At 69.2% G+C, this 24283-nt stretch carries 19 protein-coding genes; 13 read left to right on the top strand and 6 right to left on the bottom strand.

Translation table 11 applies throughout. From position 1 onward, the window contains the following. Positions 1-111: 111 nt before the first annotated feature. The 3 genes from AB0A63_RS21540 to pdhA are packed head-to-tail and all read right to left on the bottom strand — an operon-like array spanning position 112 to position 3745. On the bottom strand, positions 112-1509 hold the full coding sequence (locus tag AB0A63_RS21540) for a dihydrolipoamide acetyltransferase family protein (protein WP_360394050.1): 1398 nt from the start codon (positions 1507-1509) through the stop codon (positions 112-114). A 14-nt stretch (positions 1510-1523) separates the two neighbouring features. Further along, positions 1524-2549, bottom strand: coding sequence for an alpha-ketoacid dehydrogenase subunit beta (locus AB0A63_RS21535; RefSeq protein WP_360394047.1), 1026 nt, complete (start codon positions 2547-2549; stop codon positions 1524-1526). Next, positions 2549-3745, bottom strand: coding sequence for a pyruvate dehydrogenase (acetyl-transferring) E1 component subunit alpha (gene pdhA / locus AB0A63_RS21530; protein WP_360394044.1), 1197 nt, complete (start codon positions 3743-3745; stop codon positions 2549-2551). The genes AB0A63_RS21535 and pdhA overlap by 1 nt, the downstream gene beginning before the upstream one ends. Positions 3746-4100: 355 nt before the next feature. Between pdhA and AB0A63_RS21525 the strand changes: the two genes are divergently transcribed. The 13 genes from AB0A63_RS21525 to AB0A63_RS21465 all read left to right on the top strand — a co-directional run bounded on the left by AB0A63_RS21525 (position 4101) and on the right by AB0A63_RS21465 (position 20854). Continuing rightward, positions 4101-5522 (top strand): M20/M25/M40 family metallo-hydrolase, encoded by a 1422-nt coding sequence (locus tag AB0A63_RS21525; protein ID WP_360394041.1) that lies wholly within the window; start codon positions 4101-4103, stop codon positions 5520-5522. A 75-nt stretch (positions 5523-5597) separates the two neighbouring features. Next, on the top strand, positions 5598-7295 hold the full coding sequence (locus tag AB0A63_RS21520; protein ID WP_360394038.1) for an ATP-binding protein: 1698 nt from the start codon (positions 5598-5600) through the stop codon (positions 7293-7295). 63 nt (positions 7296-7358) lie between these two features. Continuing rightward, positions 7359-10013 (top strand): glucosidase, encoded by a 2655-nt coding sequence (locus AB0A63_RS21515; RefSeq protein ID WP_360394036.1) that lies wholly within the window; start codon positions 7359-7361, stop codon positions 10011-10013. Between the two features lie 258 nt (positions 10014-10271). Next, positions 10272-11093, top strand: coding sequence for a transporter substrate-binding domain-containing protein (locus tag AB0A63_RS21510; protein WP_360394033.1), 822 nt, complete (start codon positions 10272-10274; stop codon positions 11091-11093). Positions 11094-11167: 74 nt separating this feature from the next. Next, positions 11168-11965 carry an amino acid ABC transporter permease gene (locus AB0A63_RS21505; protein ID WP_360394031.1) on the top strand — a complete coding sequence of 266 codons (798 nt, stop codon included), beginning with the start codon at positions 11168-11170 and terminating at the stop codon, positions 11963-11965. After that, complete coding sequence (locus AB0A63_RS21500) at positions 11962-12723, top strand: amino acid ABC transporter ATP-binding protein (protein ID WP_360394028.1); 762 nt, start codon at positions 11962-11964, stop codon at positions 12721-12723. The genes AB0A63_RS21505 and AB0A63_RS21500 overlap by 4 nt, the downstream gene beginning before the upstream one ends. A gap of 58 nt (positions 12724-12781) precedes the next feature. Further along, a complete protein-coding gene (locus tag AB0A63_RS21495; RefSeq protein WP_360394025.1) occupies positions 12782-14893 on the top strand; it encodes a hypothetical protein in 2112 nt (703 codons plus the stop codon). 72 nt (positions 14894-14965) lie between these two features. After that, positions 14966-15862, top strand: coding sequence for an ROK family protein (locus AB0A63_RS21490; RefSeq protein ID WP_360394023.1), 897 nt, complete (start codon positions 14966-14968; stop codon positions 15860-15862). A gap of 106 nt (positions 15863-15968) precedes the next feature. Further along, positions 15969-16661, top strand: a complete 693-nt coding sequence (locus tag AB0A63_RS21485) for a GntR family transcriptional regulator (protein ID WP_360394020.1) — start codon at positions 15969-15971, stop codon at positions 16659-16661. 107 nt (positions 16662-16768) lie between these two features. Continuing rightward, complete coding sequence (locus AB0A63_RS21480) at positions 16769-17035, top strand: DUF3311 domain-containing protein (RefSeq protein WP_360394018.1); 267 nt, start codon at positions 16769-16771, stop codon at positions 17033-17035. Then, positions 17035-18669, top strand: a complete 1635-nt coding sequence (gene mctP, locus AB0A63_RS21475; protein ID WP_360394016.1) for a monocarboxylate uptake permease MctP — start codon at positions 17035-17037, stop codon at positions 18667-18669. The genes AB0A63_RS21480 and mctP overlap by 1 nt, the downstream gene beginning before the upstream one ends. Before the next feature lie 80 nt (positions 18670-18749). After that, positions 18750-20015, top strand: coding sequence for a hypothetical protein (locus AB0A63_RS21470; protein WP_360394013.1), 1266 nt, complete (start codon positions 18750-18752; stop codon positions 20013-20015). After that, on the top strand, positions 20012-20854 hold the full coding sequence (locus AB0A63_RS21465; RefSeq protein WP_360394010.1) for a septum formation family protein: 843 nt from the start codon (positions 20012-20014) through the stop codon (positions 20852-20854). The genes AB0A63_RS21470 and AB0A63_RS21465 overlap by 4 nt, the downstream gene beginning before the upstream one ends. A 296-nt stretch (positions 20855-21150) precedes the next feature. On the opposite strand, the gene AB0A63_RS21460 is transcribed toward AB0A63_RS21465, so the two are convergent. The 3 genes from AB0A63_RS21460 to AB0A63_RS21450 form a co-directional block, all read right to left on the bottom strand. Continuing rightward, positions 21151-21363, bottom strand: a complete 213-nt coding sequence (locus AB0A63_RS21460; protein WP_360394007.1) for a hypothetical protein — start codon at positions 21361-21363, stop codon at positions 21151-21153. 115 nt (positions 21364-21478) lie between these two features. Beyond that, positions 21479-23290, bottom strand: coding sequence for a phosphoenolpyruvate carboxykinase (GTP) (locus AB0A63_RS21455; protein WP_360394004.1), 1812 nt, complete (start codon positions 23288-23290; stop codon positions 21479-21481). Positions 23291-23593: 303 nt separating this feature from the next. After that, positions 23594-24280 (bottom strand): hypothetical protein, encoded by a 687-nt coding sequence (locus tag AB0A63_RS21450; RefSeq protein ID WP_360394001.1) that lies wholly within the window; start codon positions 24278-24280, stop codon positions 23594-23596. Positions 24281-24283 lie beyond the last annotated feature (3 nt).

The raw sequence follows: 24283 nt of genomic DNA, 5'->3' as shown, positions 1-24283 counted from the left end.
CAACTGTGCAGTCTCCAGTGGCTGGAGGGTCAAGCCGGATTGGCCGAACAGGTGGCTGAACAGCGAAAAGGCCCCCGTGCCGCAGCACGGGGGCCTTTCACGGACCTGGGATCAGTAGGTCAGCGCGATGCCCGGCTCGGCCAACAGCGCGCCGACGTCGGCCAGGAACTGCGAGCCCTGCTGGCCGTCGACCACGCGGTGGTCGAACGACAGCGCGAGCTGGCAGATCTTGCGGACCTTGATCTCGCCGTCGACCACCCACGGCATGTCGCGGATCGCGCCGAGGGCGAGGATCGCGGACTCACCGGGGTTGAGGATCGGCGTGCCGGTGTCGACGCCGAAGACGCCGACGTTGGTGATCGTGATGGTGCCGTTCATCATGTCGGCAGGCGCGGTCTTGCCCTCGCGGGCCACCGTGGCGAGCTCGTCCAGCGCGACGGCCAGTTCCTTCAACGACATGCGGTCGGCGTCGCGGACCTTCGGGACCACCAGGCCGCGCGGCGTGGCGGCCGCGATGCCGAGGTGGACGTAGTCCTTGTAGACGATCTCGTTGGCCGCCGCGTCCCACGTGGCGTTGACGTCCGGTGTGCGGCGGGCCGCGAGGATCACGGCCTTGGCGCAGAACGCGAGTGGCGTCAGCTTCACGCCGCGGAACTCCGGGTGGTTCTTCAACCGGGCCCGCAGCTCCATCATCGGCGTCACGTCGACCGTCAGGAACTCGGTGACGTGCGGTGCGGTGAACGCGCTGTCCACCATCGCCTGCGCGGTCGCCTTGCGGACGCCCTTGATCGGCACCCGGCGTTCCCGCGTGCCGTTGTCCACAGTGGACGCAGCAACGGGTGCGGCGGCCGGTGCGGACACCGCGTTCTCCACGTCGGACCGGGTGATCACGCCGCCGGGGCCGGAGCCCGTGAGCGCGCGCAGGTCGACGCCGAGGTCCTTGGCGAGCTTGCGGACCGGCGGCTTGGCCAGCGGCACGTACCCGCCGGGGGCCGAGACCGGAGCCGCCGCAACGGGTTCCGGGACGACCGGAGCCGGAGCCGGGGCGGGGGCCGGCGGTGCCGCTACGGCGGCCGGGGTGACCGCGGCGCCGGCCACGGCCGGGGCGTCCTTGCGGGCACGGCGCTTGGCCGCACCGGACTTCGGGCCGTAGCCGACGAGCGTCGCGATGCGCCCGCCCGGCATCTCCTCGCCGATCTTGCCGGACGAGGTGCCGTTCGCCTCTGCCGCGGCAGGAGCGGGGGCGGGCGCGGCCGCGCCACCGGGGTCGGTGTCGATCGTGATGATCGGGACGCCGACCTCGACGGTCTGACCGGGCTCCGCGAGCAGCTCGGTCACGACGCCGGCCCACGGGCACGGCAGCTCGACGGCAGCCTTGGCCGTCTCGATCTCGACGATGATCTGGTTGACCGTGACGGTGTCACCGGGCTTCACGTGCCAGGTGAGGATGTCGGCCTCGGTCAGCCCCTCAGCCGTGTCCGGCAGGGGGAACTGCTTGTACTGCGGCATTTCCGGTTGTCCCCTTACCAGGCGAGAGAGCGGTCGACGGCGTGCAGCACCCGGTCGAGGTCGGGGAGGAACTCCTCCTCGAGCTTCGACGGCGGGTACGGGGTGTCGAAACCGGTCACCCGCAGCACCGGTGCCTGCAGGGAGTAGAAGCACTCCTGCTGGACCTTGGCCGCAATCTCGCTGGCGATCGAGGACTCGGACGGCGCCTCGGACACGACGACCAGCCGGCCGGTGCGGCGCACCGACTCGAACACCGGCTCCAGGTCGAGCGGCGACAGCGTGCGCAGGTCGATGACCTCCAGCGACGTGCCGTCCTCGGCGGCCGCGTTGGCGGCGTCGAGCGAGGTGCGGACCATCGGGCCGTAGGCGACCAGCGTGGCGTCCGTGCCGGAGCGCAGCACGCGCGACTCGAACAGCTTGCCGGGCTGGGTCGTGGTGTCGACCTCGCCCTTCTCGTAGTAGCGGCGCTTCGGCTCGAAGAACAGCACCGGGTCGTCGCAGTCGATCGCCTGCTGGATCATCCAGTACGCGTCGGCCGGGTTCGAGCACGAGACGACCTTGAGGCCGGCGGTGTGCGCGAAGTACGACTCCGGGGACTCCGAGTGGTGCTCGACCGCACCGATGCCGCCACCGAACGGCACGCGGATCACGATGGGCATCTTGATCTTGCCCTGCGTGCGGTAGTGCAGCTTCGCGACCTGCGACACGATCTGGTCGAAGCCGGGGAAGATGAAGCCGTCGAACTGGATCTCGCACACCGGGCGGTAGCCGCGGATCGCGAGGCCCACGGCGGTGCCGATGATGCCGGACTCCGCGAGCGGCGTGTCCAGCACGCGCTGCTCACCGAAGTCCTTCTGCAGGCCGTCGGTGATGCGGAAGACGCCACCGAGCTTGCCGATGTCCTCGCCCATCATGATGACCTTGGGGTTGGCCTCCATGGCCGCCCGCAGGCCCATGTTGAGCGCCTTCGAGATCGTGAGCGTCTGCACCGGGGTCGCCGGGGCGGCAGCGGTGGAGCGGTCCATCGTCGGAGCAGCCATCAGTGCTCACCTCCAGCAAAACCCGAGACGTAGTCGAGGAACTCATCGCGCTGCGCGTCGAGGTTGGGGTTCCCCTCCGCGTAGACGTTGCTGAAGATCCGTTCAGCCGGCGGGTCGGGCATGTTCGTGCAGAACTCCCGCAGCTCCTCGCCGAGCTTGTCGGCGTCCGCCTCGACACCCTCGAAGAACGCGCTGTCGGCCCACTGCTGCTTCACGAGGTAGACCTTGACCCGCTCGATCGGGTCCTTGAGCTTCCACATCTCCAGCTCGTCCGACAGCCGGTAGCGGGTCGGGTCGTCGGAGGTGGTGTGCGCGTCCATCCGGTAGGTGAACGCCTCGATCAGGATCGGGCCGTTGCCGTGGCGGCACTCGTCGAGCGCCCACTTCGTCACGGCGAGCGTGGCCAGCACGTCGTTGCCGTCGACCCGGATGCCGGGGAAGCCGTAGCCGCGAGCGCGCTGGTACAACGGCAGGCGCGACTGGCGCTCGGTGGGTTCGGAGATGGCCCACTGGTTGTTCTGGCAGAAGAAGACCAGCGGCGCGTCGTAGACCGCGGCCCACACGAAGCCCTCGTGCACGTCACCCTGGCTGGTCGCGCCGTCGCCGAAGAAGCACATGGTGGCTTCTCCCTCGTCGTCGCCGACCTTGCCGTCGAACTTCTGGCCCATCGCGTACCCGGCCGCGTTGAGGACCTGGTTGCCGATGACGATCGTGTACGGGTGGAAGCGCTTCTCGACCGGGTCCCAGGTGCCCTGGTCGGTGCCGCGGAAGATGCCGAGCAGCTCCGTCGGGTTGATCCCGCGGGTCCACGCGATGCCGTGCTCGCGGTAGCTCGGGAAGGCCATGTCGGTCGGGCGCATCGCGCGGCCGGCACCGATCTGCGCGGCCTCCTGGCCCAGCAGCGGCACCCAGATGCCGAGCTGGCCCTTGCGCTGCAACGCGTTCGCCTCGCGGTCGACGCGGCGGATCAGGACCATGTCGCGGTACAGGCCGCGCAGCTCCTCCGCCGAGATGTCGATGTCGAAGTCGGGGTGCTCGACCCGCTCGCCCTCGGGGGTGAGGAGCTGCACCAGGTCGGCGCCGCCCTCGTCGGTCGCTCGCAAGCCCGCGATCACCTGTTCCGCCGTCGGTTTCGCGGCAGTGGCGGCCGGCGCTGCGTCCGGCTCAGGGTGCGTCCATTGCTCAGGGGACGACATGCGCCTTCTCCTCTGTCTTCTCCGACCGCCCGATCGCTCGTGACGACCTCGTGCGGCGACGTCGGCGGTCGCCGCCAGCCCTGTGGGGCCGGAGGCAGCCGTCGACGGTGACGGTGGCTTACGACCACATCCTGACACGGCCTCACCCGAGTTGGTGAGACCCGTCCCACTTCGTAACACACGAGTCAACGTTCTGATCAGCGACAACAGTCGGAGGTTCGACCTTTTGTCCTCCGAGTAGGCCGTCCGACTACCGGACGCCGCTGTCCCGGTTACCGATCGTTAACTTCTGTGCGGGCCTCCTGGTAAGAGTCTGACGACGCGGGCAGAGGCGGAGTCGTGACAGGATCGAGAGGTGGACCGCTCCGTTGTGACCAGCACCGTCCGGACGCTCTGGGACTCCGAGATCGTCCCGAGCCTGTCTCGGCTCGTGGCCGTGCCTGCCGTTTCCCCCGCCTTCGACCCGGCGTGGGAGGAACACGGCGAACTGGCCGCCGCCATCGACCACGTGCGCGCGTGGATCGCCTCGCGAAACCTGCCCGGCGCGACCCTGGAGGTCGTCCAACTGGCGGGACGCACGCCGCTGCTCGTGGTCGACGTGCCGGCCTCCGGCAACTCCGGCGACGACACGGTGTTGCTCTACGGACACCTCGACAAGCAGCCCCCGGTGGGCGGGTGGGGCGAAGGACTCGGCCCCTGGACCCCTGTGCTGCGTGACGGACGTCTCTACGGGCGCGGCGCTGCCGATGACGGTTACTCCGGTTATGCCGCAGTTGCCGCAATCGAGGCCGTGCGCGCGTCGGGCGGTTCGCACGCCCGTTGCGTCGTGCTGCTGGAGACCGGTGAGGAGTCCGGTTCGCCCGATCTGCCGGCGTACCTGGAGCACCTGTCCGACCGGCTGGGCCGCGTGTCGCTGGTCGTCTGCCTCGACTCGGGCGGCTCCGACTACGACCGCATGTGGCTGACCACGTCGCTGCGCGGGTTGGTGCAGGTCACGGTCACCGTGCGGGTGCTGGAGGGCGGCCTGCACTCCGGCATGGCGTCGGGCATCGTGCCGTCGTCGTTCCGGATCGCCCGCACCCTGCTCGACCGCATCGAGAACTCCGAGACCGGCGAGGTCCTGGTGCCGGAGATGCACGTCGAGATCCCCGCTCACCGGCTGGCGGAGGTCCGCGAGGCCGTCGAGGCCGCACCAGGTGCCCTGTGGGACCCGGTCCCGCGCGTCGGCGACCTGCGGCCGATGTCCCCGGACGAGGTCGAGCTCGCGCTGAACTCCGGTTGGCGGCCCACCCTGTCCGTGACCGGTGCCGAGGGCCTGCCGCTGCCCGACGACGCGGGCAACGTGCTGCGCCCGTACACCTCGCTGGTCCTGTCGTTCCGCCTGCCGCCGACCGCGTCCTCCGCGGCCGCGCTGGAGGCGGTGCGCACGCTGCTCACCACCGACGTGCCCTACAACGCGACCGTGGAGCTCTCCCGCGTCGAGGCCGCCGACGGCTGGAACGCGCCCGAGCTGGCCCCGTGGCTGTCCGCCGTGCTCGACGAGGCGGGCAAGGACGTCTTCGGGGCACCGTGGCGGACCGTGTCGCTGGGCGGCTCGATCCCGTTCATGGGGCTGCTGCACGAGGCGTACCCGGAGGCGCAGTTCGTGGTCACCGGCGTGATCGGACCGGACTCGAACTGCCACGTGCCGGACGAGTGGCTGCACCTGGCGCACGCGGCCAGGGTCACCGAGGCGGTCGCGCTGGTGCTGGACGCGCACGCGGCACAGGAGTCATAACCCTCCGCTACTCCCCACTACTCTCAAGTACTCTCCACCCAGTTGGAGAGTACTTGAGAGCAGAGAGTGGTGCCGGTGGACACCTCAGCGTTGACCTCACTCGTCGACCGCCTGCGCCGAGCAGGCGCGGAGATGGCCGACGTCGAGGTGAAGGCCGCTGCGGGCGGCCTGCCGAAGAGCACGCTCGAGACGCTGTCCGCGTTCGCCAACACCCACGGCGGCACCCTCGTCCTGGGCTTGGCCGAGAACGAGGGGTTCCGGCCGGTTGAGCTCACGGCTCCGGCCAAGTTGCGCGACGACCTGGCTTCGCAGGCGAGCGACTCCCTGCACCCGCCGCTGCGCATCGCGGTGGACGTCCTGGACTTCGAGGGCGCACCGGTCGTGGTCGCCGAGATCGACCCGCTCCCAGCGGACCAACGGCCTTGCTACGTCGAGGCGAAGGGCATCGCGTCCGGCTCCTACGTCCGCGTCGGTGACGGCGACCGCCGGATGACGCAGGTGGAGATCGGTCTGGCGATCGCCAACCGCGGCCAACCCCGCTACGACCTGGAGGCCGTGCCGGACGCCGTCGTCGGCGACCTGGACCGGGTCGCCTTCGGTCGCACGATCGAACGCGTCCGCCAGACCACCCGCGCGTTCCGCGACGTGGACGAGGTCACGGCATTGGAGCGCATGCGCGTCCTGGTCCGTGCCGACAACGGTCACCTGGTCCCGTCCCTGGGCGGGCTGTTGACGTTCGGCACCTACCCGCAGCAGTACTTCCCCCAGCTCACCGTGTCGGTCGTGGTCTACGGCGGTGACGACACCGAAGCGCGTTTCACGGACAACCCGGTGATCCGCGGCCCGATACCCGAGCTGGTGGCCGAGACCATGGCGGTGCTGCGCCGCCACATGCGCACCCGTTCGTTCGTCGACGGCTCCGGCAGGCGCGAGATGCCGGACTACCCGATGGAAGCGGTTCGCGAGGCCGTGGTCAACGCCGTGCTGCACCGCGACTACAGCGGTGGCACGAGGGGTGTCCAAGTACAGATCGAGCTGCACCCGGACCGGCTGGTCGTCCGCAGCCCAGGCGGCCTCTTCGGTCCGGTCCTGCTCGAGGACCTCGGCGCCGAGGGCGTCAGCTCGTCGCGCAACGCGTTCCTCGCCTCGCTGCTGTCGGACACCTTCCTGCCGGGCAGCGATCGGCTCGTAGCGGAGAACAGGGCGTCCGGCATCCCCGCGATGATCAGGGAGTTGCAGCGCTCGGGACTGGCGCGACCGATCTTCCGCAGTCCGTTGAGCCGGTTCGAGGTGGAGTTCAGCCGGTCCGAACTGCTCGACCTCAGAACGCGGCGGTGGCTCACCGGGCTCCGGCAGTCGGGACTCACCCAGCTGCACGAGCTCGCACTCGCCACCATGTTCCACGGCCGGCCGATCAGCAACGCGGCCCTCCGGCAGTTCGGGGCGAGTCGGGCGGAGGCCACGACCGTGCTCCGCGACCTGGTCACCAAGGAGCTGGCGGTCCGCACAGGCGGCCGGCGGTACGCGACCTATTCGCTGGGCGTGACCGCCGAGACGCCCGATCTGTTCACCGTCGACCAACCCCGACCAGAGGTTGCCGACGCACTCCGCGTGAGGGGGGTGGCGCGCGCGGCCGAGCTCGCCGCCGCCACCGGCTACTCGCGGCAGACGGTGCTGACCAGACTGGACGAGTTGGTCAAGGCCGGTCTGGCGCGGGTCGAGGGCGCACCCAACAGCCCCAAGCGCAGGTACTTGTGGGCAGGGCTCGAGTGAGGAACGACTCAGCGCTGACCAGGAGGTGACCGGACCTCCGAATCCGTGACGCACACTGGGCCGATGGGCGAAGAAGCGGAACGGGCGCGTCTCGCGGAGTCGGGCACACCGACTTCGCCGTGGCGGCTGTGGGGGCCGTACCTCTCCGGCCGGCAGTGGGGCACGGTCCGCGAGGACTACTCGCCCGGCGGTGACGCCTGGGCGTCGTTCCCGTTCGACCACGCCCGGTCGCGGGCCTACCGGTGGGGCGAGGACGGCATCGCGGGCATCTGCGACGTGCACGGGTTCCTCAACCTCGCCCTGGCGCTGTGGAACGGCAGGGACCCGATCCTCAAGGAGCGGTACTTCGGTCTCGCCAACGAGGAGGGCAACCACGGCGAGGACGTCAAGGAGCACTGGTGGGTGACCGACGGGACGCCCACCCACTCCTGGATGCAGGTGGTCTACCGCTACCCGCAGCGCGAGTACCCGTACGAGCAGCTCAGGGAGATGGCGCGCACCGCGGGGCGGGAGAACCGGGAGCCGGAGCTGTCCGACACCGGGGTGCTCGACGAGAACCGGTTCTTCGACGTCGTGGTCACGTACGCGAAGGCGGAGACCGACGACATCTGCGTCGAGATCAGCGCCACGAACTGCGGGCCGGAGGACGCGCCGCTGCACCTGCTGCCGCAGCTGTGGTTCCGCAACACCTGGGCGTGGGGGCGGGACGGGCGGCCGTGCCGGCTGGTCGCGAGCACCACGACCGGGCGCAAGGTGACCGCGGACCACGGCAACCTCGGCCGGTACACGCTGCACCTGGACGACTCGCCGTCGTTGCTGATGACGGACAACGAGAGCAACGAGGTGGCGCTCTTCGGGGCCGAGCGCAACCCGTCGCCGTGGGCCAAGGACGGCATCTGCGAGTACGTGGTGCGCGGCTCGACCAGCGCGTGCCAGGTCGTGGGGCCGGACGACCCCGGTGCGGCGGGCACGAAGTTCGCGGCCTGGTACTCGTTCGACCCGGTGGAGCCGGGCGAGACGGTGACGGTGCGGCTGCGGCTGACCGGCGGCGACGGGCACGTGGACCCGTTCGGGCCGAGCTTCGCCGAGACCATGGCCGCCCGCAGGCGGGAGGCCGACGAGTTCCACGACGCGATCGCGCCCGAGGCGGGGCCTGAGCAGAGGCACGTGCTGCGGCGCGCGCTCGCCGGTCTGATGTGGACGAAGCAGCACTACCGCTTCCGCACCCGCGACTGGCTCGACGGCGACCCGACGAAGCCCGAGGCGCCCAGCTCGCGGCGCACCCCCGAGGCGCGCAACGTGCACTGGCGGCACCTCGACGTGGCCGACGTGATCTCGATGCCGGACGAGTGGGAGTACCCCTGGTTCGCGGCGTGGGACCTCGCGTTCCACACGATCCCGTTCACGCTGGTCGACCCGGCGTTCGCGAAGGAGCAGCTGCTGCTGTTCTGCCGCGAGTGGATGATGCACCCGAACGGCCAGATCCCCGCCTACGAGTGGGAGTTCGGCGACGTCAACCCGCCCGTGCACGCGTGGGCGGCGCTGCAGGTCTACCGCGCGGACGGCAGCAGGGACCGCGGGTTCCTCGCCAAGGTCTTCCACAAGCTGCTGCTGAACTTCTCCTGGTGGGTCAACCGCAAGGACGCCGGCGGCAGCTACCTGTTCGAGGGCGGCTTCCTCGGCATGGACAACATCGGCCCGGTCAACCGGTCGGAGCCGATGCTCGGCGAGTGGCGGCTGGAGCAGTCCGACGCCACGTCGTGGATGGCCGCCTACAGCCTGCACCTCATGCAGATCGCGCTGGAGCTGGCGCGCGACGACGAGTCGTACGAGGACGTGGCGACCAAGTTCGTCGAGCACTTCCTGTCGATCGCGGAGGCGTTCACGCACTTCGGGTCGTCGGGCAGCGGCATCTGGCACGACGAGGACGGCTTCTGCTACGACCGGGTCTCCCGGCGCGCCCACGACGGGTCAGTGGAGTCCGAACCGGTGCGGGTGCGGTCGATGGTGGGCCTGATCCCGCTGCTGGCGTCCGCGGTGCTGGAACCGTGGGTGCTGGAGGAGCTGCACGGCTTCACGTCACGCCTGGAGCACCTGCTCAAGCGGCGGCCGGAGCTGCGGCAGTTCATCACGTTCCACTACGAGCGCGGCGCGTTCGCGTCGTTGCTGGACGAGCACAGGCTGCGGCGGGTGCTGCACCGGATGCTCGACGAGCACGAGTTCCTCTCGCCGCACGGCATCCGGTCGCTGAGCGCCGCGCACCGCGAGGGCCTGGAGGTCAAGGTCGCCGGACAGGACCACCGGATGGGCTACGAGCCGGGCGAGTCGCACACCCCGATGTTCGGCGGCAACTCGAACTGGCGCGGCCCGGTCTGGCTGCCCACGAACGCCCTGCTGGTCGAGGCGCTGCGGACGGTCGAGGCGTTCCACCGCGGCGAGTTCCAGGTGGAGATGCCGACGAACTCCGGGCGGGCGCTGACGGCCGGTCAGGTCGCGGACGAGCTGAGCGACCGGCTGGTCGGGCTGTTCCTGCCCGACCACGACGGGCGGCGGCCGTCGGACGGCAAGCGGATCGAGGCGTCGGAGTCACCCCTTTGGCGGCGGCACGTGACGTTCAGCGAGTACTTCGACGGCGACACGGGCGAAGGGCTCGGGGCGACGCACCAGACGGGGTGGACGGCGCTGGTGGCGGGGCTGCTCGCGGAACGGAGCAGCTGAGGCGGAACCGGACCGACCTGCGGCCCCCGTGATCAAATCCTGATCAAGGACGCGCTCTCAGTTCGTCACCATTCGTGTGCAATACGTGAAGACGTTGTGTGATCTAGGCCAATTTGCGCAACATCCTGCGGCCGATTTGCCTATGTCACGCAAAATTGTTGCAACGGAGTGGCCTGTAACACGCACGTGCTGTCCACCACGTCACCCGGGTGGCAGTATCCCGTTCACTCGTCCGCAACAGTTACGAGGAGTGACGCAGTGGCTCGTCGAACCAGGCACGTGCTCGCCCTGCTGCCCGCAGCGGCCCTAGCGCTGACCGCGCTGACCGGCTGCGCGACGAGCACCAACAGCGGTGGCGGCACCAGCAGCGACAGCGGGGTGAAGCTCGTCAAGGACGGCAAGCTCGTCACCTGCACGCACCTGTCGTACAAGCCCTTCCAGTACAGCGAGGGCGACAAGACCATCGGCTTCGACGTCGACCTCGTCGACCTGGTGGCCAAGAAGCTGAACGTCCAGCAGGAGATCCTCGACACCGCGTTCGAGGGCATCCAGAACGGCCAGAGCCTCAACGTCGGCGACTGCGACGTCGCCGCCGCGGCGATGACGATCACCGACGAGCGCAAGAAGGCGCTCGACTTCTCGGACCCGTACTTCGACGCCGAGCAGGCCCTGCTCGTGAAGAAGGGCACCGGTTACAAGGACCTGGCCGCGCTGAAGGGCAAGAAGCTCGGCGTGCAGCAGTCCACCACCGGTGAGATCTACGCGAACGAGAACAAGGAGAAGTACGGCTACGAGGTCGTGCAGTTCGAGGACCTGACGTTGCAGGAGACGGCGGTCCGCACCGGATCCGTCGACGCCGCGATCAACGACAACGGCCCGCTGTACGACTACGCCAAGGAGTTCCCCGACACCGAGGTGACGACGGAGTTCCCGACCGGCGACAAGTACGGCATCGGCATCAAGAAGGACAACAAGGCCCTGCTCGACGTCGTCAACCAGGTGTTGAAGGACGCGAAGAGCAGCGGCGAGTACGACAAGATCTACGAGAAGTGGTTCGGCAAGAAGCCGGCGTCGAAGTAAGCGGCTTCCCACGGGGTCGGCAGAGGACCTGCCGACCCCGTCTCACGTCCGGACCGATCCGCTAGGAGCCTCACATGGCGCTGTCCAAGCGAAAGCGCGCCACATACTTCAGGTACGCGCAGTACGGCCTGCTGGTGCTGGTCGCACTGGTGGTGGCGTTCACCGCGAACTGGTCGGAGATCGCGCACACGTTCTTCGACGTGGATACCGCGGGGGCGATGTTCCCCGAGCTCATCACGGTCGCGTTCAAGAACACCGTCATCTACACGCTGTTCGGGTTCGGGCTCGCGTTGGTGCTCGGCCTGCTGCTGGCACTGATGAAGCTCTCGTCGGTGGCACCGTACCGGTGGATCGCCACCGTCTACATCGAGTTCTTCCGCGGTGTCCCCGCCCTGCTGGTGTTCCTCGCGTTCACCGTCGCGGTGCCGCTGGCGTTCCAGCTGAAGTTCGACATCTACTCGATCGTGATGATGGCGCTCGGCCTCGTCGGCGGTGCCTACATCGCGGAGACGGTCCGCGCCGGCATCCAGGCGGTGCCGAAGGGCCAGGTCGAGGCCGCGCGCTCGCTCGGCATGTCGCGGGGCCGCGCGATGATCACGATCGTGATCCCGCAGGCGTTCCGGATCATCCTGCCGCCGCTGACCAACGAGCTGATCCTGCTCACCAAGGACTCGTCGCTGGTCTACGTCATCGGCCTGGCGCGCGACGACTACGAGCTGCTCAAGTTCGGCCGCGAGTTCCTCAGCCGCAGCCCCACGCTGACGCCGATCCTCGTGGTCGGCCTGTCCTACCTGGTGATCACGCTGCCGCTGGGCTACCTGTCGCGGTACCTGGAACGGCGCTCCGGCGGGAAGAAGGTGGCCGTCGTATGAGCGACGTCAGTGTCGAGATCAGCGGGCTGAAGAAGTCGTTCGGCCCGCTCGAGGTCCTGAAGAACATCGACCTCCAGGTCAACCGCGGTGACGTGGTCTGCATCATCGGTCCGTCCGGTTCCGGCAAGTCCACGTTGCTGCGCTGCATCAACCTGCTGGAGGAGCCCCAGGGAGGCCGGATCGTCGTCAACGGCGTCGAGCTCACCGACCCGGACGTCGACATCGACCTCGCGCGCACGAAGATCGGCATGGTCTTCCAGGGCTTCAACCTGTTCGCGCACCTCAACGTCATGAACAACCTGACCGTGGCGCAGCGCAAGGTGCTCAAGCGCAGCGAGCAGGCGGCGAACGAGATCGCGTTGCGCAACCTCGAACGCGTGGGGCTCAAGGAGAAGGCCAACTCCATGCCCGCGGAGCTGTCCGGCGGGCAGCAGCAGCGCGTGGCGATCGCCCGCGCGCTGTCGATGGACCCCGAGGTGATGCTGTTCGACGAGCCGACCTCCGCGCTCGACCCCGAGCTCGTCGGTGACGTGCTCGGCGTCATGCGGCAGCTCGCCGACGAGGGCATGACCATGCTGGTCGTCACGCACGAGATGCAGTTCGCCCGCGAGGTCGCCGACAAGGTGATCTTCATGGACGGCGGCTACATCGTCGAGGCGGGCCCGGCGGCCGAGGTGATCGGCAACCCGCAGGAGGAGCGCACCAAGTCGTTCCTGTCGCGCGTGCTCGACCCGACGCACCAGGGGCCGTCCGCGTAGCCGCGCCGGTTCCCCGTGATCGACCTCGAAACGCGGCGCGGCCGGTCACACTGGTGCGGTGGCCACGCAGAAGAGGCTCCCTGCGGCTGACGTACTGCGCGGCCTGGGGGAGAACGAGAACAGCACCGGCGGTGGCGGGTGGCGGTTGCCGCGGCGCAAGCCGAGCACCCCACCCGTCATCCGCGTGGTGGACCACGTCGTCACCGGCGTGCTCGACCTGCGCGCGGTCGAGGTGCCGTACGTGCTGGAGTTCGAGCGCTGCCGGTTCGAGGCGACACCGGACCTGCGGCAGGCGAACCTCGCCGGCATCTCCTTCACCGACTGCGACCTGCCCGGTCTGCAGGCGCGCAACCTGCACAGCAGCAACGACGTCTCGCTGCTCGGCTGTCGCGTCGGCGGGCTCGTCGACCTGACCGACGCCGACATCGCGGGCTCGGTCCTGTTGCGCGACAGCGAGTTCAGCGTTCCCGGCGGGCTGTGCGTGCACGCCGACCGGGTGACGCTCGCCGGCGCGTTGCTCGGCTTCGGCATCCGCACCGAGGGCGAGATCCGGATCGCCGGTGCGCGGATCGGCGGCAACGTCAACCTCGTCAGCGCGGTGCTGAGCAACGCCGACGGGTTCACGTTGAACGGCAACGGGGTGCAGGTCGGCGGCAACTTCCTCGGCACGTTCACCTCGCACGGCGTGGTGTTCCTCGCGAACGCCCGGATCAGCTCGGCGTTGTCGTTGCGCGGCGCGGTGCTGTCGCGCGGCGCGGAGTTCGACGAGACCACCGACCCGCACGCGGACCCGTCGGCGACGCTGGTCCTCGACCGCGTGGACGTGTCCGGTGACGTCGAGCTCGACCGCGGTTTCACCAGCGCGGGCACGATCCGCGCGGTGAACGCGAAGATCGGCGGCACGCTGTCGTTCGCCGACGCCGTGCTGGACGCCGTGTCGCCCCCCGCCGTCGGCACCGAGCCGACCGGCGCCGGGCGCGCGTTGCACGTCGACGGCGCGGAGATCGGCGGTGACGTCGTGGGCCGCGGCGTGCACATCCAGGGCCAGCTGCGGATGGTCGACACGCACGTGCGCGGCAGCATCACCGTGGAACGCGCCGTTGTGGACAACCCGTTCGCGGACGCCGTGCTGGCGAACCGGACGCGGGTGGGCAGCAACTTCGTGGTGCGCGAGTCGAACGTCTCCGGCGGGCTGGAGCTGCGCGCCGTGACCGTGGGCGCGAACCTCGACCTGCGCGGCAGCCGGTTGACCAAGCCGGGCAAGTACCGCCACCAGCCGCGGGAGAAGCCGTCGCTGGACATCGGCGGTGCCACCATCGGCCGCGACCTCATCTGCGCGCGCGGCGAGAAGGAGTTCGTGGCGCACGGCGGGGTGCGGTGCCGGCGCGCGGTGATCGGCCGCATGGCGAACTTCAACGGCGGCGTGCTCGGCTACAAGCTCGACAGCCACGCGTTGAACGGCATGGGCATGCAGGTCCAGGAGCTGATGCTGAACGTGGTGTCACCGCCGAAGGGTCTCGTGACGCTGCGGCAGGCGCGCTGCAACTCGTTGGACGACAACGAGAACTTCTGGAACGCCACCGGTTTCATCGACCTCGACGACTTCCGCTACGACTCGCTGGCCCACCCGATCGACCTGCGCGACGACGCCCAGGTCGAGCAGCGGCTGCGCTGGCTGCGGCACGCGATGCGGCGCAGCTACCACCCGCGCCCGTACGACCAGTTCGCGGAGATGCTGACCGCGGCCGGCAACGAGGAGCACGCCTCCACCGTGCTGATCGAGAAGCAGCGCCTGCGGTACCGCGCGGTCGCCGAGGGCATGCGGTTCTTCGGGCCGCTGGTGCTGCTGTGGAGCTTCCTGCAGCGCTCGATGGTCGGCTACGGCTACCGCCCGGCGCGCGCGTTGGGGTGGCTGATCACCGTGTGGCTGATCGGGAGCATCTGGTTCCAGCACAAGGGCCCGCTGGTGCCGATCAACGAGGACGACCACCTGCCGTGGAACGCGTGGCTCTACACGATCGACCTGGTCGTGCCCATCGTGGACTTCGGCAACAAGAACCGCTGGCAGACGCCCGGCACGTCGATGTGGATCGCGTCCGGCCTGATCGTGTCCGGCTGGGTGCTGGCGACGACCGTGGCCGCCGGTCTCACCCGGATGCTGAAGCGCTGACCCCGCCGCCACACCGTCCACTGTGATCGGTGTGGAGCCGCTGCCGGGGTGCGCGGATTAGGATCGGCGACCGTGACTGATCTGGTGCTGGCACTGGACTTCGGCGGCACCAAGATCGCCGCCGCCCTCGTCGACCCCTCCGGCGCGGTGGTGCGGACCACCCGCGTCCCCACTCCCGCTGCGGACCCGTGGCCCGCGGTGTCGTCGCTGGTCACGTCGGTGGTCGCCGACGTGGCGGTGGCCGGTGTGGGCATCGCCTCGGCCGGCCCGGTCAACACGGTGGACGGCACCGTGTCGCCGATCAACGTGCCGTCCTGGCGGAACTTCCCGCTGCGCGACTCGGTGGCGTCCCTGCTCCCCGGCGTGCCGGTGGAACTGGCCGGCGACGGCGTCTGCATGGCCCTCGGTGAGCACTGGCGCGGCGCCGGCCAGGGCAGCCGCTACCTGGTCGGCCTGGTCGTCTCGACCGGCGTCGGCGGCGGCCTGGTCCTCGACGGCCGTCCGTTCGGCGGTCGCACCGGAAACGCCGGCCACATCGGCCACGTCGTCGTGGACCCGGACGGCACGCCGTGCACGTGCGGTGGCCGCGGCTGCGTGGAAACCGTGGCCGCAGGCCCCCGCATGGTCGCCTGGGCGCGCCACGCGGGCTGGCAGGCCCCGGACGACGCCGACGCCGCCCTGCTCGCCGCCGCAGCGCTCGCCGGTGAGGAGATCCCGCTGGCCGCCTTCGACCGCGCTGGCCAAGCCGTCGGGATGGCCATCGCGGGGGCGGCTGCGGTGTGCGACCTGGACGTGGCGGTGATCGGCGGCGGGGTGGCGCAGGCCGGTGAGCTGCTGTTCGAGCCGGTGCGGCGGGCGTTGAAGTCGCACGCCGGTTTGTCGTACCTGGCGGGTCTTGAGGTGCGGGCGGCGGAGCTCGGTGGGGAAGCGGGGTTGGTCGGGGCGGCGGCGCTGGTCCAGGCACGGTGAGGCGGGGCAGGCGCGATCCGGTGCGGCGATGCGTGGGCACCGGCGCGCGATTGTAGAATTGTTGAACGATACTGCAATCGAACGATCCCGCAAATAGACTGGCGCGGTGACCGAGACGTGGGTGTCGACGCTGGCGCAGGGCAAGGGCGGCCTGGAGCGGGCCAGCACCGCGCAGAAGGTCGCCGACATGCTGCGCGAGCGCGTGCTCGACGGGGAGCTGGCACCGGGCCTGCGGCTCAGCGAGGAGGCGATCGGCGGGGCGCTCGGGGTCAGCCGCAACACGCTGCGGGAGGCGTTCCGGCTGCTCACGCGGGATCGGATCCTCGTGCACGAGCACAGCCGCGGGGTGTTCGTGCGGACGCCGACGGCCGAGGACGTGCGCGACCTCTACGCGGCGCGGCGGGTGATCGAGTGCGGTGCGCTGCAGAAGTGGGCCGACGTCGACGAGGCGCGGCGCAACGCGGTGCGGATGCCGGTCGAGGAAGCGCTCTCGCACGGGTCCAGGAAGGACTGGGGGCGGGTCGGGACGGCCAACGTGCGGTTCCACCGCGGGATCGTGGGGCTGGCGGGCAGCAGCCGGCTGAGCGAGGAGTCCGACCGGCTGTTCGCGGAGCTCATGCTGGCGTTCCGGGTGGTCAGCGATCCGAAGCGGCTGCACCTGGCGTACCTGCCGCTGAACCGGGAGATCGTCGAGCTGCTCAACGCGGGTGACGTGGACCGCGCGACCGGCAAGCTGCGGGAGTACTTCGACCTCGCGGAGGCCGACCTCGTCGAGCAGCTCGGGGAAGCGCGGAGCTGACCGCCCAAAGAAAGTGTTAAGCGGAGTGCAACGATTCCGATCAGCGTGCTGACGAGCCGTGTCGTCAGGCCTAACATCCGCGCAACACCGCGTACACGGAGGGCCCCATGCCGTCGGAACCCAGGACCGGCTTGCGCTGGAGCAACTGGAACCTGTTGCTGATAGTCCCGCTGCTGATGCTCATCACACCGTGGTTCAACATGGACGAGCCCCGCCTCTTCGGGCTCCCCTTCTTCTACTGGTACCAGTTCGTGTTCGTGCCGGTCGGCGTGCTCGCCGTCGGTCTGGTCTACGTGAAGACCAAGGACGCGCCGGTCGTCACCGGTAAGCCGGACGAGCTGGGTGTCGACGACCTGGACGAGGGAGCGAACTGATGCAGTGGACTGAGCTGATCGTCTTCAGCGTCCTCTTCCTGCTCGTCACGGTCATGGGTTTCGTGGCGGCGCGGTGGCAGAAGGGCGAGACCCTCGACCACCTCGACGAGTGGGGTCTGGGCGGCCGGAAGTTCGGCAGCTGGATCACGTGGTTCCTGGTCGGTGGCGACCTCTACACCGCGTACACGTTCGTCGCTGTGCCGGCGCTGATGTTCGGTGCCGGTGCGCTCGGCTTCTACGCCCTGCCGTACACGGTGGTGCTCTACCCGATCGTCTTCCTGCCGCTGGTGCGCATGTGGTCGGTCAGCCGCGTGCACGGCTACGTCACGCCCGCCGACTTCGTGAAGGGCCGCTACGGCTCGCACTGGCTGGCACTGATCATCGCCGTCACCGGCATCGTCGCGACCATGCCGTACATCGCGCTGCAGCTGGTCGGTCTCGAAGCGGTGCTGCGGTCGATGGGCCTCAACGGCTCCGGCATCCTCGGCCACCTGCCGCTGTTCATCGCGTTCGTGATCCTCGCGCTCTACACCTACCAGTCGGGCCTGCGGGCGCCGGCGCTGATCGCGTTCGTCAAGGACATCCTGATCTACATCGTCATCCTCGTGGCGATCGTCTACCTGCCCGCGAAGTTCGGCGGCTGGGGCGAGATCTTCAACGACGCGCAGGCCAAGTTCGACGCGACGCCGGCCAAGACCGACGGCATCCTGTTGAACAGCAACAACCAGCTGCAGTACGCGACGCTGGCGCTGGGCTCCGCGCTGGCGCTGTTCATCTACCCGCACTCGCTGACCGGCATCCTCGCGAGCCGCGGCCGCAACGTCATCAAGCGCAACATGGTCGCGCTGCCGGCGTACTCGCTGGTGCTGGGTCTGCTGGCGCTGCTGGGCTACGTCGCGATCAGCGCGGGCACCAAGCCGATCGTCAACCAGGCGACCGGCCGCCCCGACACGAACACGATCGTTCCCGAGCTGTTCGGCCAGAACTTCCCGTCGTGGTTCGCGGGCATCGCGTTCGCGGCCATCGGCATCGGTGCGCTGGTGCCCGCGGCGATCATGTCGATCGCGGCGGCGAACCTGTGGACGCGCAACGTCTACAAGGAGTACGTGAAGAAGGACGCGACGCCGGCGCAGGAGGCGAAGCAGGCCAAGCTCGCGTCGCTGGTCGTGAAGTTCGGCGCTGTCGCGTTCATCGTGTTCGTCGACCCGCAGTTCTCGATCGACCTGCAGCTCATCGGCGGCGTGATGATCCTGCAGACGCTGCCGGCGGTCGCGATCGCGCTGTACACCCGCTGGTTCCACGTCTACGGCCTGATCGCCGGCTGGGTCGCGGGCATGGGCTACGGCATGTGGCTGCTCTACAACATCGGCAACCCGGCCATCGGCAAGGCGCACTTCGCCGGGTCGGCGCTGCCGCTCGGCAAGCTGTCGATCTTCGGCTGGCACCCGTTCGGCGCCTCTACCGTGCAGATCTACGTCGGCATCGTGGCGCTGGTGGTGAACCTGCTGGTCGCGGTGATCGCCACGCTGATCGCGAGGAAGGCCGGGGTCTCCAACGGCGTCGACCACACCGACCCGTCGGACTACCACGTCGACGAGGACAGCCCGCGGGTCAAGCCGGTGGCCGCGCACTGACACCTGTCGAGACGCAAGGCTGACGACAACGGGCCACCTGGCGGGTTTGCCGGGTGGCCCGTTGCGCTAAGCATCTAGGTGTGAAAACCATCGCCGGTCTGGTCGGACTCATCGCGACGGCGTCGCTCGTCGTGGCGCCGGGGGTCGCGCAGGCCCAGGACGCGCACTGCTACGACACCACCGCACCGCTCACGGTCGAGGAGCAGCGGCTCGACGACGTGCTCGTGCCCGGCGGGCCCGCGGTCGGTCCCGCACTGGTGGCGCTCGGCGGGTTCGACGGCAGGGTCGGGGACTTCACCGCCAAGCTGTGCCGCCAGATCGTCGCGAAGCAGGCGCGGCAGTTCGTCGTGAACGAGGGCAACGCGCTGTGGAAGGCCGCCGTCGCCCGCGCGCAGAGCGCGAAACCGCTCGCGCACGACGCCTACGACGACCGCCCGCTCTACTGGGCGCGCTTGCAGCTCACCAGCGCGCTGCGGCAGTGGAAGCCGCGGTTCGCGTTGTCCGTCAACGACCGGGCGAAGCTGATCCAGCAGTTCGACTGGGCCTCGCGCGGGCTGAGCGACGCGGCGTTCCCGGTGAGGCCGGGGGTGCGGCGGATCGCGGTGACCGGCTTCGACCCGTTCCAGCTCACCGGCACGAACGTCCGGCGCGCCAACCCGGCCGGTGCGGCGGCGTTGCAGCTCGACGGCCGTGAGATCGACACCCCCGGCGGCAAGGTCGTGGTGCAGGCGGCGGTGCTCCCGGTGCTGTGGGGCGGTTTCGACGAGGGGATCGTCGAGCAGTTCTACGGTTCCGCGTTGCAGCAGCGGAACCGGCCGGACGGGTTCGTGACGATCAGCCAGGGCCGGCCGGACCGGTTCGACGTCGAACGGTGGGCGGCTCGCTGGCGGGGCGGCTCGCCGGACAACAACGACGTGCGCACGTTCGGCAGCGTTCCGGACGCGGCCGGGTGGCCGCAGCCGGCGACCGAGTTCATCGAGACCTCGTTGCCGCACCAGAAGATGATCGACGCGGGCACCGGTCCGTACCCCGTGGTGCTCAACCGCAGCTTCTGCGAGTGGAAGGTCGGCACGCCGGTCGGTTCGCAGCAGGACTGCCGCACGGACGAGCCCACCCCCGGTGCGGTCGCGGCGGTCGGCGGTGGCGGCGACTACCTGTCGAACGAGAGCATGTACCGCGCGAACCGGCTGCGGATCGGTTACGGGGCAACGGAAGTCCTCGGTGGACACCTGCACACGCCGGTCCTCGGGCAGCCCGCCGACCCGGCCGCGCTGACCGATGCGGCCTTCGAAAACCAGCGCCGGGCCATCGCCGATCAGGTCAAGGCCCTAGTCTCTGCGGTGTGACTCGTGTGCGGCTGGCGGTGGGCATCTTCTTGAGCGCGTGGGCGGTCTCGGCCTGCACGATCAACGTGGGCGGGCAGGCGGTCCCCGGACCGATGCCGTCCACCGCCAGCGCGTCCGCGCCGACGCTGCCGAAGGCGGGGCAGTGCATGAACGCCTTCGACCTCAAGGTCCTCGACTGCGCCGGGGCGCACGAGGCCGAGGTGATGAGCGTCGGTGAGCTCTCCGGTCTCGGCGCGAGCTACCCGGACACGCAGGCGCTGCGCAAGGTCGCGCTGCCGCCGTGCCGTTCGGTGCTGACCGAGTACCTGGGCAGTGGCGACGCGGACTCGACGCGCCTGCGGGTGTGGGCCTTCTGGCCGAACGAGCAGGGCTGGAAGGACGGCCAGCGCTGGCGGCTGTGCACCGTCGTGGAGATCAGCCCCGACGAGAAGCCGCTGGCGCGCAAGGGTTCCGTGAAGAACATCCTCGGCCAGAACGGCTTCTCGACGTTCCAGACCTGCACCAGCGGCTCACCGTCGAAGGACGCGGAGGTGAAGGTGACGGCCTGCAACGGCGCGCACCTCGCCGAGGCCGTGCCCGGCGGTGTGGTCTCCCTCGGCAAGCCGAGCGACCCGGCTCCGTCCAAGGAGCAGATGAACGCCATCGCGACGGACAAGTGCACCAAGGCCGTGCACGACTACCTGGGTTCGTCCAAGCGCACGGACGTCTTCCCGGCGTGGCGGAACCCCGGTTCGCAGGCGTGGTCAGAGGGTTGGACCAACGCCATCTGCTACGCGGAGGCCACCAGGGCCTTCAGCGGCACTCTCCTCGGCATCCGCGACAACCCGCTGCCCAACTGATCCGGCGATCACGACCATCAGCACGGCGGCGAGGGACAGCACCAGCATCGCGACTCCTGCGATTCCCACGGCACACCTCCCTTTCCGTCCCCGGTGACGATCTTGGTGATCGCCATCACATGTACAAGACGTTCCCGGGAGGGGCCGGGTTCATTCCTGGAGCGGGACCGCTTCTCCCGATAGAGACCGCGCCCCGGTGTGCCCACAGGGCTGTCCACAACCATCCACAACCTGTGCACAGAGCCGTCCACAGCTGTGGACAACTTCGTCCGCAATGGACGATGAGCTGCGCGGACTCAGAGGAATTCGCTGCACAGGACCACGCCGGCGGCAACGCCTAGTGCGAGGCCGACGAGGAACACGAGGGCGTAGCGCCACCACGGCGTGCGGGCCGGTGGTGCGGGCGGCACGGGGTAGTAGCGGACGATGCCCGTGGAGGGACCGACCGCGACATCGCGGCTGGTGCCGTCGTAGTGGAGTCCGCCGAGGAAGTCCTCGTCCTGCGTCACCCCTCAGTGATACCCCACCTCAGCGACCCAGTCACTCCCCGCCTCCGCTGAAAACGCACGCGGGGACCCCGCGTTCCCTCTGGGGGAACGCGGGGTCCCCGCGTGCCGTGAAAGGTCAGCCGAGGCGCTGCTTCAGAGCGGCGAGCTGGTCGCGGAGCGTGGTCGGCACCTTCTCGCCGATCTTGTCGAACCACTCCTCGACCAGCGGGATCTCGGCACGCCACTCGTCGGCGTCGAACGCGAGCGAGGCCTCGATGTCCTCGATCGGCGCGTCCAGGCCCTCCAGGTCCAGGTCAGCGGCGGTCGGCACGTAGCCGATCGGCGTCTCCTGGGCGGCGGCCTTGCCCTCGATGCGCTCGATGGCCCACTTCAGCACGCGCGAGTTCTCGCCGAACCCGGGCCACAGGAAGCGCTTGTCGTCGCCGCGGCGGAACCAGTTGACGTAGAAGATCTTCGGCAGCTTGTCGGCGTCGGCGCGCTTGCCGAGGTCGACCCAGTGCTGGAAGTAGTCGCCGGCGTTGTAGCCGATGAACGGCAGCATCGCCATCGGGTCACGACGCACGACACCGGTCTTGCCGACCGCGGCGGCCGTGGTCTCCGACGACAGCGTGGCGCCCATGTAGGTGCCGTGCTGCCAGTCGCGCGACTCGGTGACCAGCGGGATCGTCGTGGCGCGACGGCCACCGAAGAAGATCGCGCTGATCGGCACGCCCTTCGGGTCGTCCCACTCGGGCGCCTTGATGTCGCACTGCTCGATCGGCGTGCAGTAGCGGGAGTTCGGGTGCGAGGAGAGCTCCTCGCTGTCCGGCGTCCAGTCCTGGTGCTTCCACGAGGTGAGGTGGGCCGGGGGCTCGCCCATGCCCTCCCACCAGATGTCGCCGTCGTCGGTCAGCGCGACGTTCGTGAACAGCGAGTTGCCCTTGGCGATGGTGCGCATCGCGTTCGGGTTGGTGTGGTAGTCGGTGCCGGGCGCGACGCCGAAGAAGCCGTTCTCCGGGTTCACCGCGTACAGGCGGCCGTCCTCACCGAAGCGCATCCAGGCGATGTCGTCGCCGAGCGTCTCGACCTTCCAGCCCGGGATGGTGGGCTCCAGCATGGCGAGGTTCGTCTTGCCGCAGGCCGACGGGAACGCGGCGGCGACGTAGTACGCCTTGTTCTCCGGCGAGGTGAGCTTGAGGATCAGCATGTGCTCGGCGAGCCAGCCCTCGTCGCGCGCCATCACGGACGCGATGCGCAGCGAGTAGCACTTCTTGCCGAGCAGGGCGTTGCCGCCGTAGCCGGAGCCGAAGCTCCAGATCTCGCGGGTCTCCGGGAAGTGCGAGATGTACTTGGTCTCGTTGCACGGCCACTGCACGTCCTCCTGGCCGTGCTCCAGCGGAGCGCCCAGCGAGTGCAGCGCGGGCACGAAGTCCGCGTCGTCACCGAAGACCGCGAGGGCCTTGCTGCCCATGCGGGTCATGATGTGCATCGAGACGACCACGTACTCCGAGTCCGTGATCTCGACGCCCAGCATCGGCTTCTCCGCGTCGAGCGGGCCCATGCAGAACGGGATCACGTACATCGTGCGGCCACGCATGCAGCCCCGGTAGAGCTCGGTCATGATGGCCTTCATCTCGGAAGGGTCCATCCAGTTGTTCGTCGCGCCCGAGTCCTCCTCGCGCACCGAACAGATGTACGTGCGCTCCTCCACGCGGGCCACGTCGCTGGGGTCGGAGGCGGCCCAGAACGAGTTCGGCTTCTTCTTCAGCGGCACGAACGTGCCGGCGTCGACGAGCTTCTTCGTGAGGCGGTCCCATTCGGCCTGGGACCCGTCAGCCCAAACAACCTCGTCGGGGCAGGTCAGCTCTGCGACTTCCTGAACCCATGCGAGCAGACGCGCGTGGTTGGTAGGTGCGTGGTCGAGACCGGGAATGGTCACTGCCGTCATCTCGTCTCGTCTCCTGACTGAACGCCTCGGCCGCCCGAGGACGTGGATCGTCCGGTGTGCGGGACTTCGTCGTCCTCGGGAATAGCTCCACAACGCCCGGTGGAGCCGGGCGCACGTGGAAGGGGATGGACCGAGGTTAGCCCGGTGAATGGCAGGTAACGCACCCCCAGCCTGTCGCTTGCCTCACAAAACCGATTCTGGAATCGATTCAGCACACGGACGGAGTTAAGGCGTCCACGACGGGGGAAAAACACAAGAGGCCCCGATGCGGTTCTCACCACATCGGGGCCTGTGAGCTGCGCTTCAGTTGGGGCTGATCCACTGCCCGGTCGTGGAATCGATTCGGACGACCCCGTTGAACCGTTCTTCCTCGAACCACTCGTCCGAGTCGTCCAGAACGCCGCTCTTGGAGTCCGTCACGTACCGGCCGTCGGACTCGATGTGCCCGTGCTCGACCTCGACCCAGTCGTCACCGCGCTGCTCGGACATCGTGACCTCGCCAGACCGTGTGATCTCGGTCGCCACGTCGGCACGCCCGTCACCGTTCTTGTCGGTGAACAGCCAGGTGTCGCCCTCGTCGTCCTTGACCACCGCGGTGTCGGCCTTGCCGTCGCCGTCGGTGTCCTCGGTCGCCGGACCGACCTTTCGCTCACCTTCGTCGGTGTCCACGACAATCGTCTGCGAAGCACCGGAATTCGTCTTTTGTTGCGTCTGGTCGTCCGGGTGGACGGCAACCCACTCACCGGAATTCTCCTCGAACCGCGCTTGGCTCAGGAGATTGCCGTCCTTGTCGAACGTGCTCATCAGATCGGCGTCACCGTCGCCGTTCGTGTCGGTGAACGCCAGATGGCCGCCGTCGTCCGTCTCGACCACGGCGGAGTCGTTCACGCCGTCGTCGTTCAGGTCGAAGGTGACGTCGGCGGTGTACTCCTCGTCCTCGACGGTCACCTTCAGCTCGGCGTCGGCCGCACCGTTCTCGTCGATGTACACCGG

Origin of the sequence: Lentzea sp. NPDC042327 (assembly GCF_040647275.1) — a bacterium.
Classification (GTDB): domain Bacteria; phylum Actinomycetota; class Actinomycetes; order Mycobacteriales; family Pseudonocardiaceae; genus Lentzea.
The sequence above is the reverse complement of the archived record's forward strand: the minus strand, read 5'-3'. Positions and strand labels throughout refer to the sequence as shown.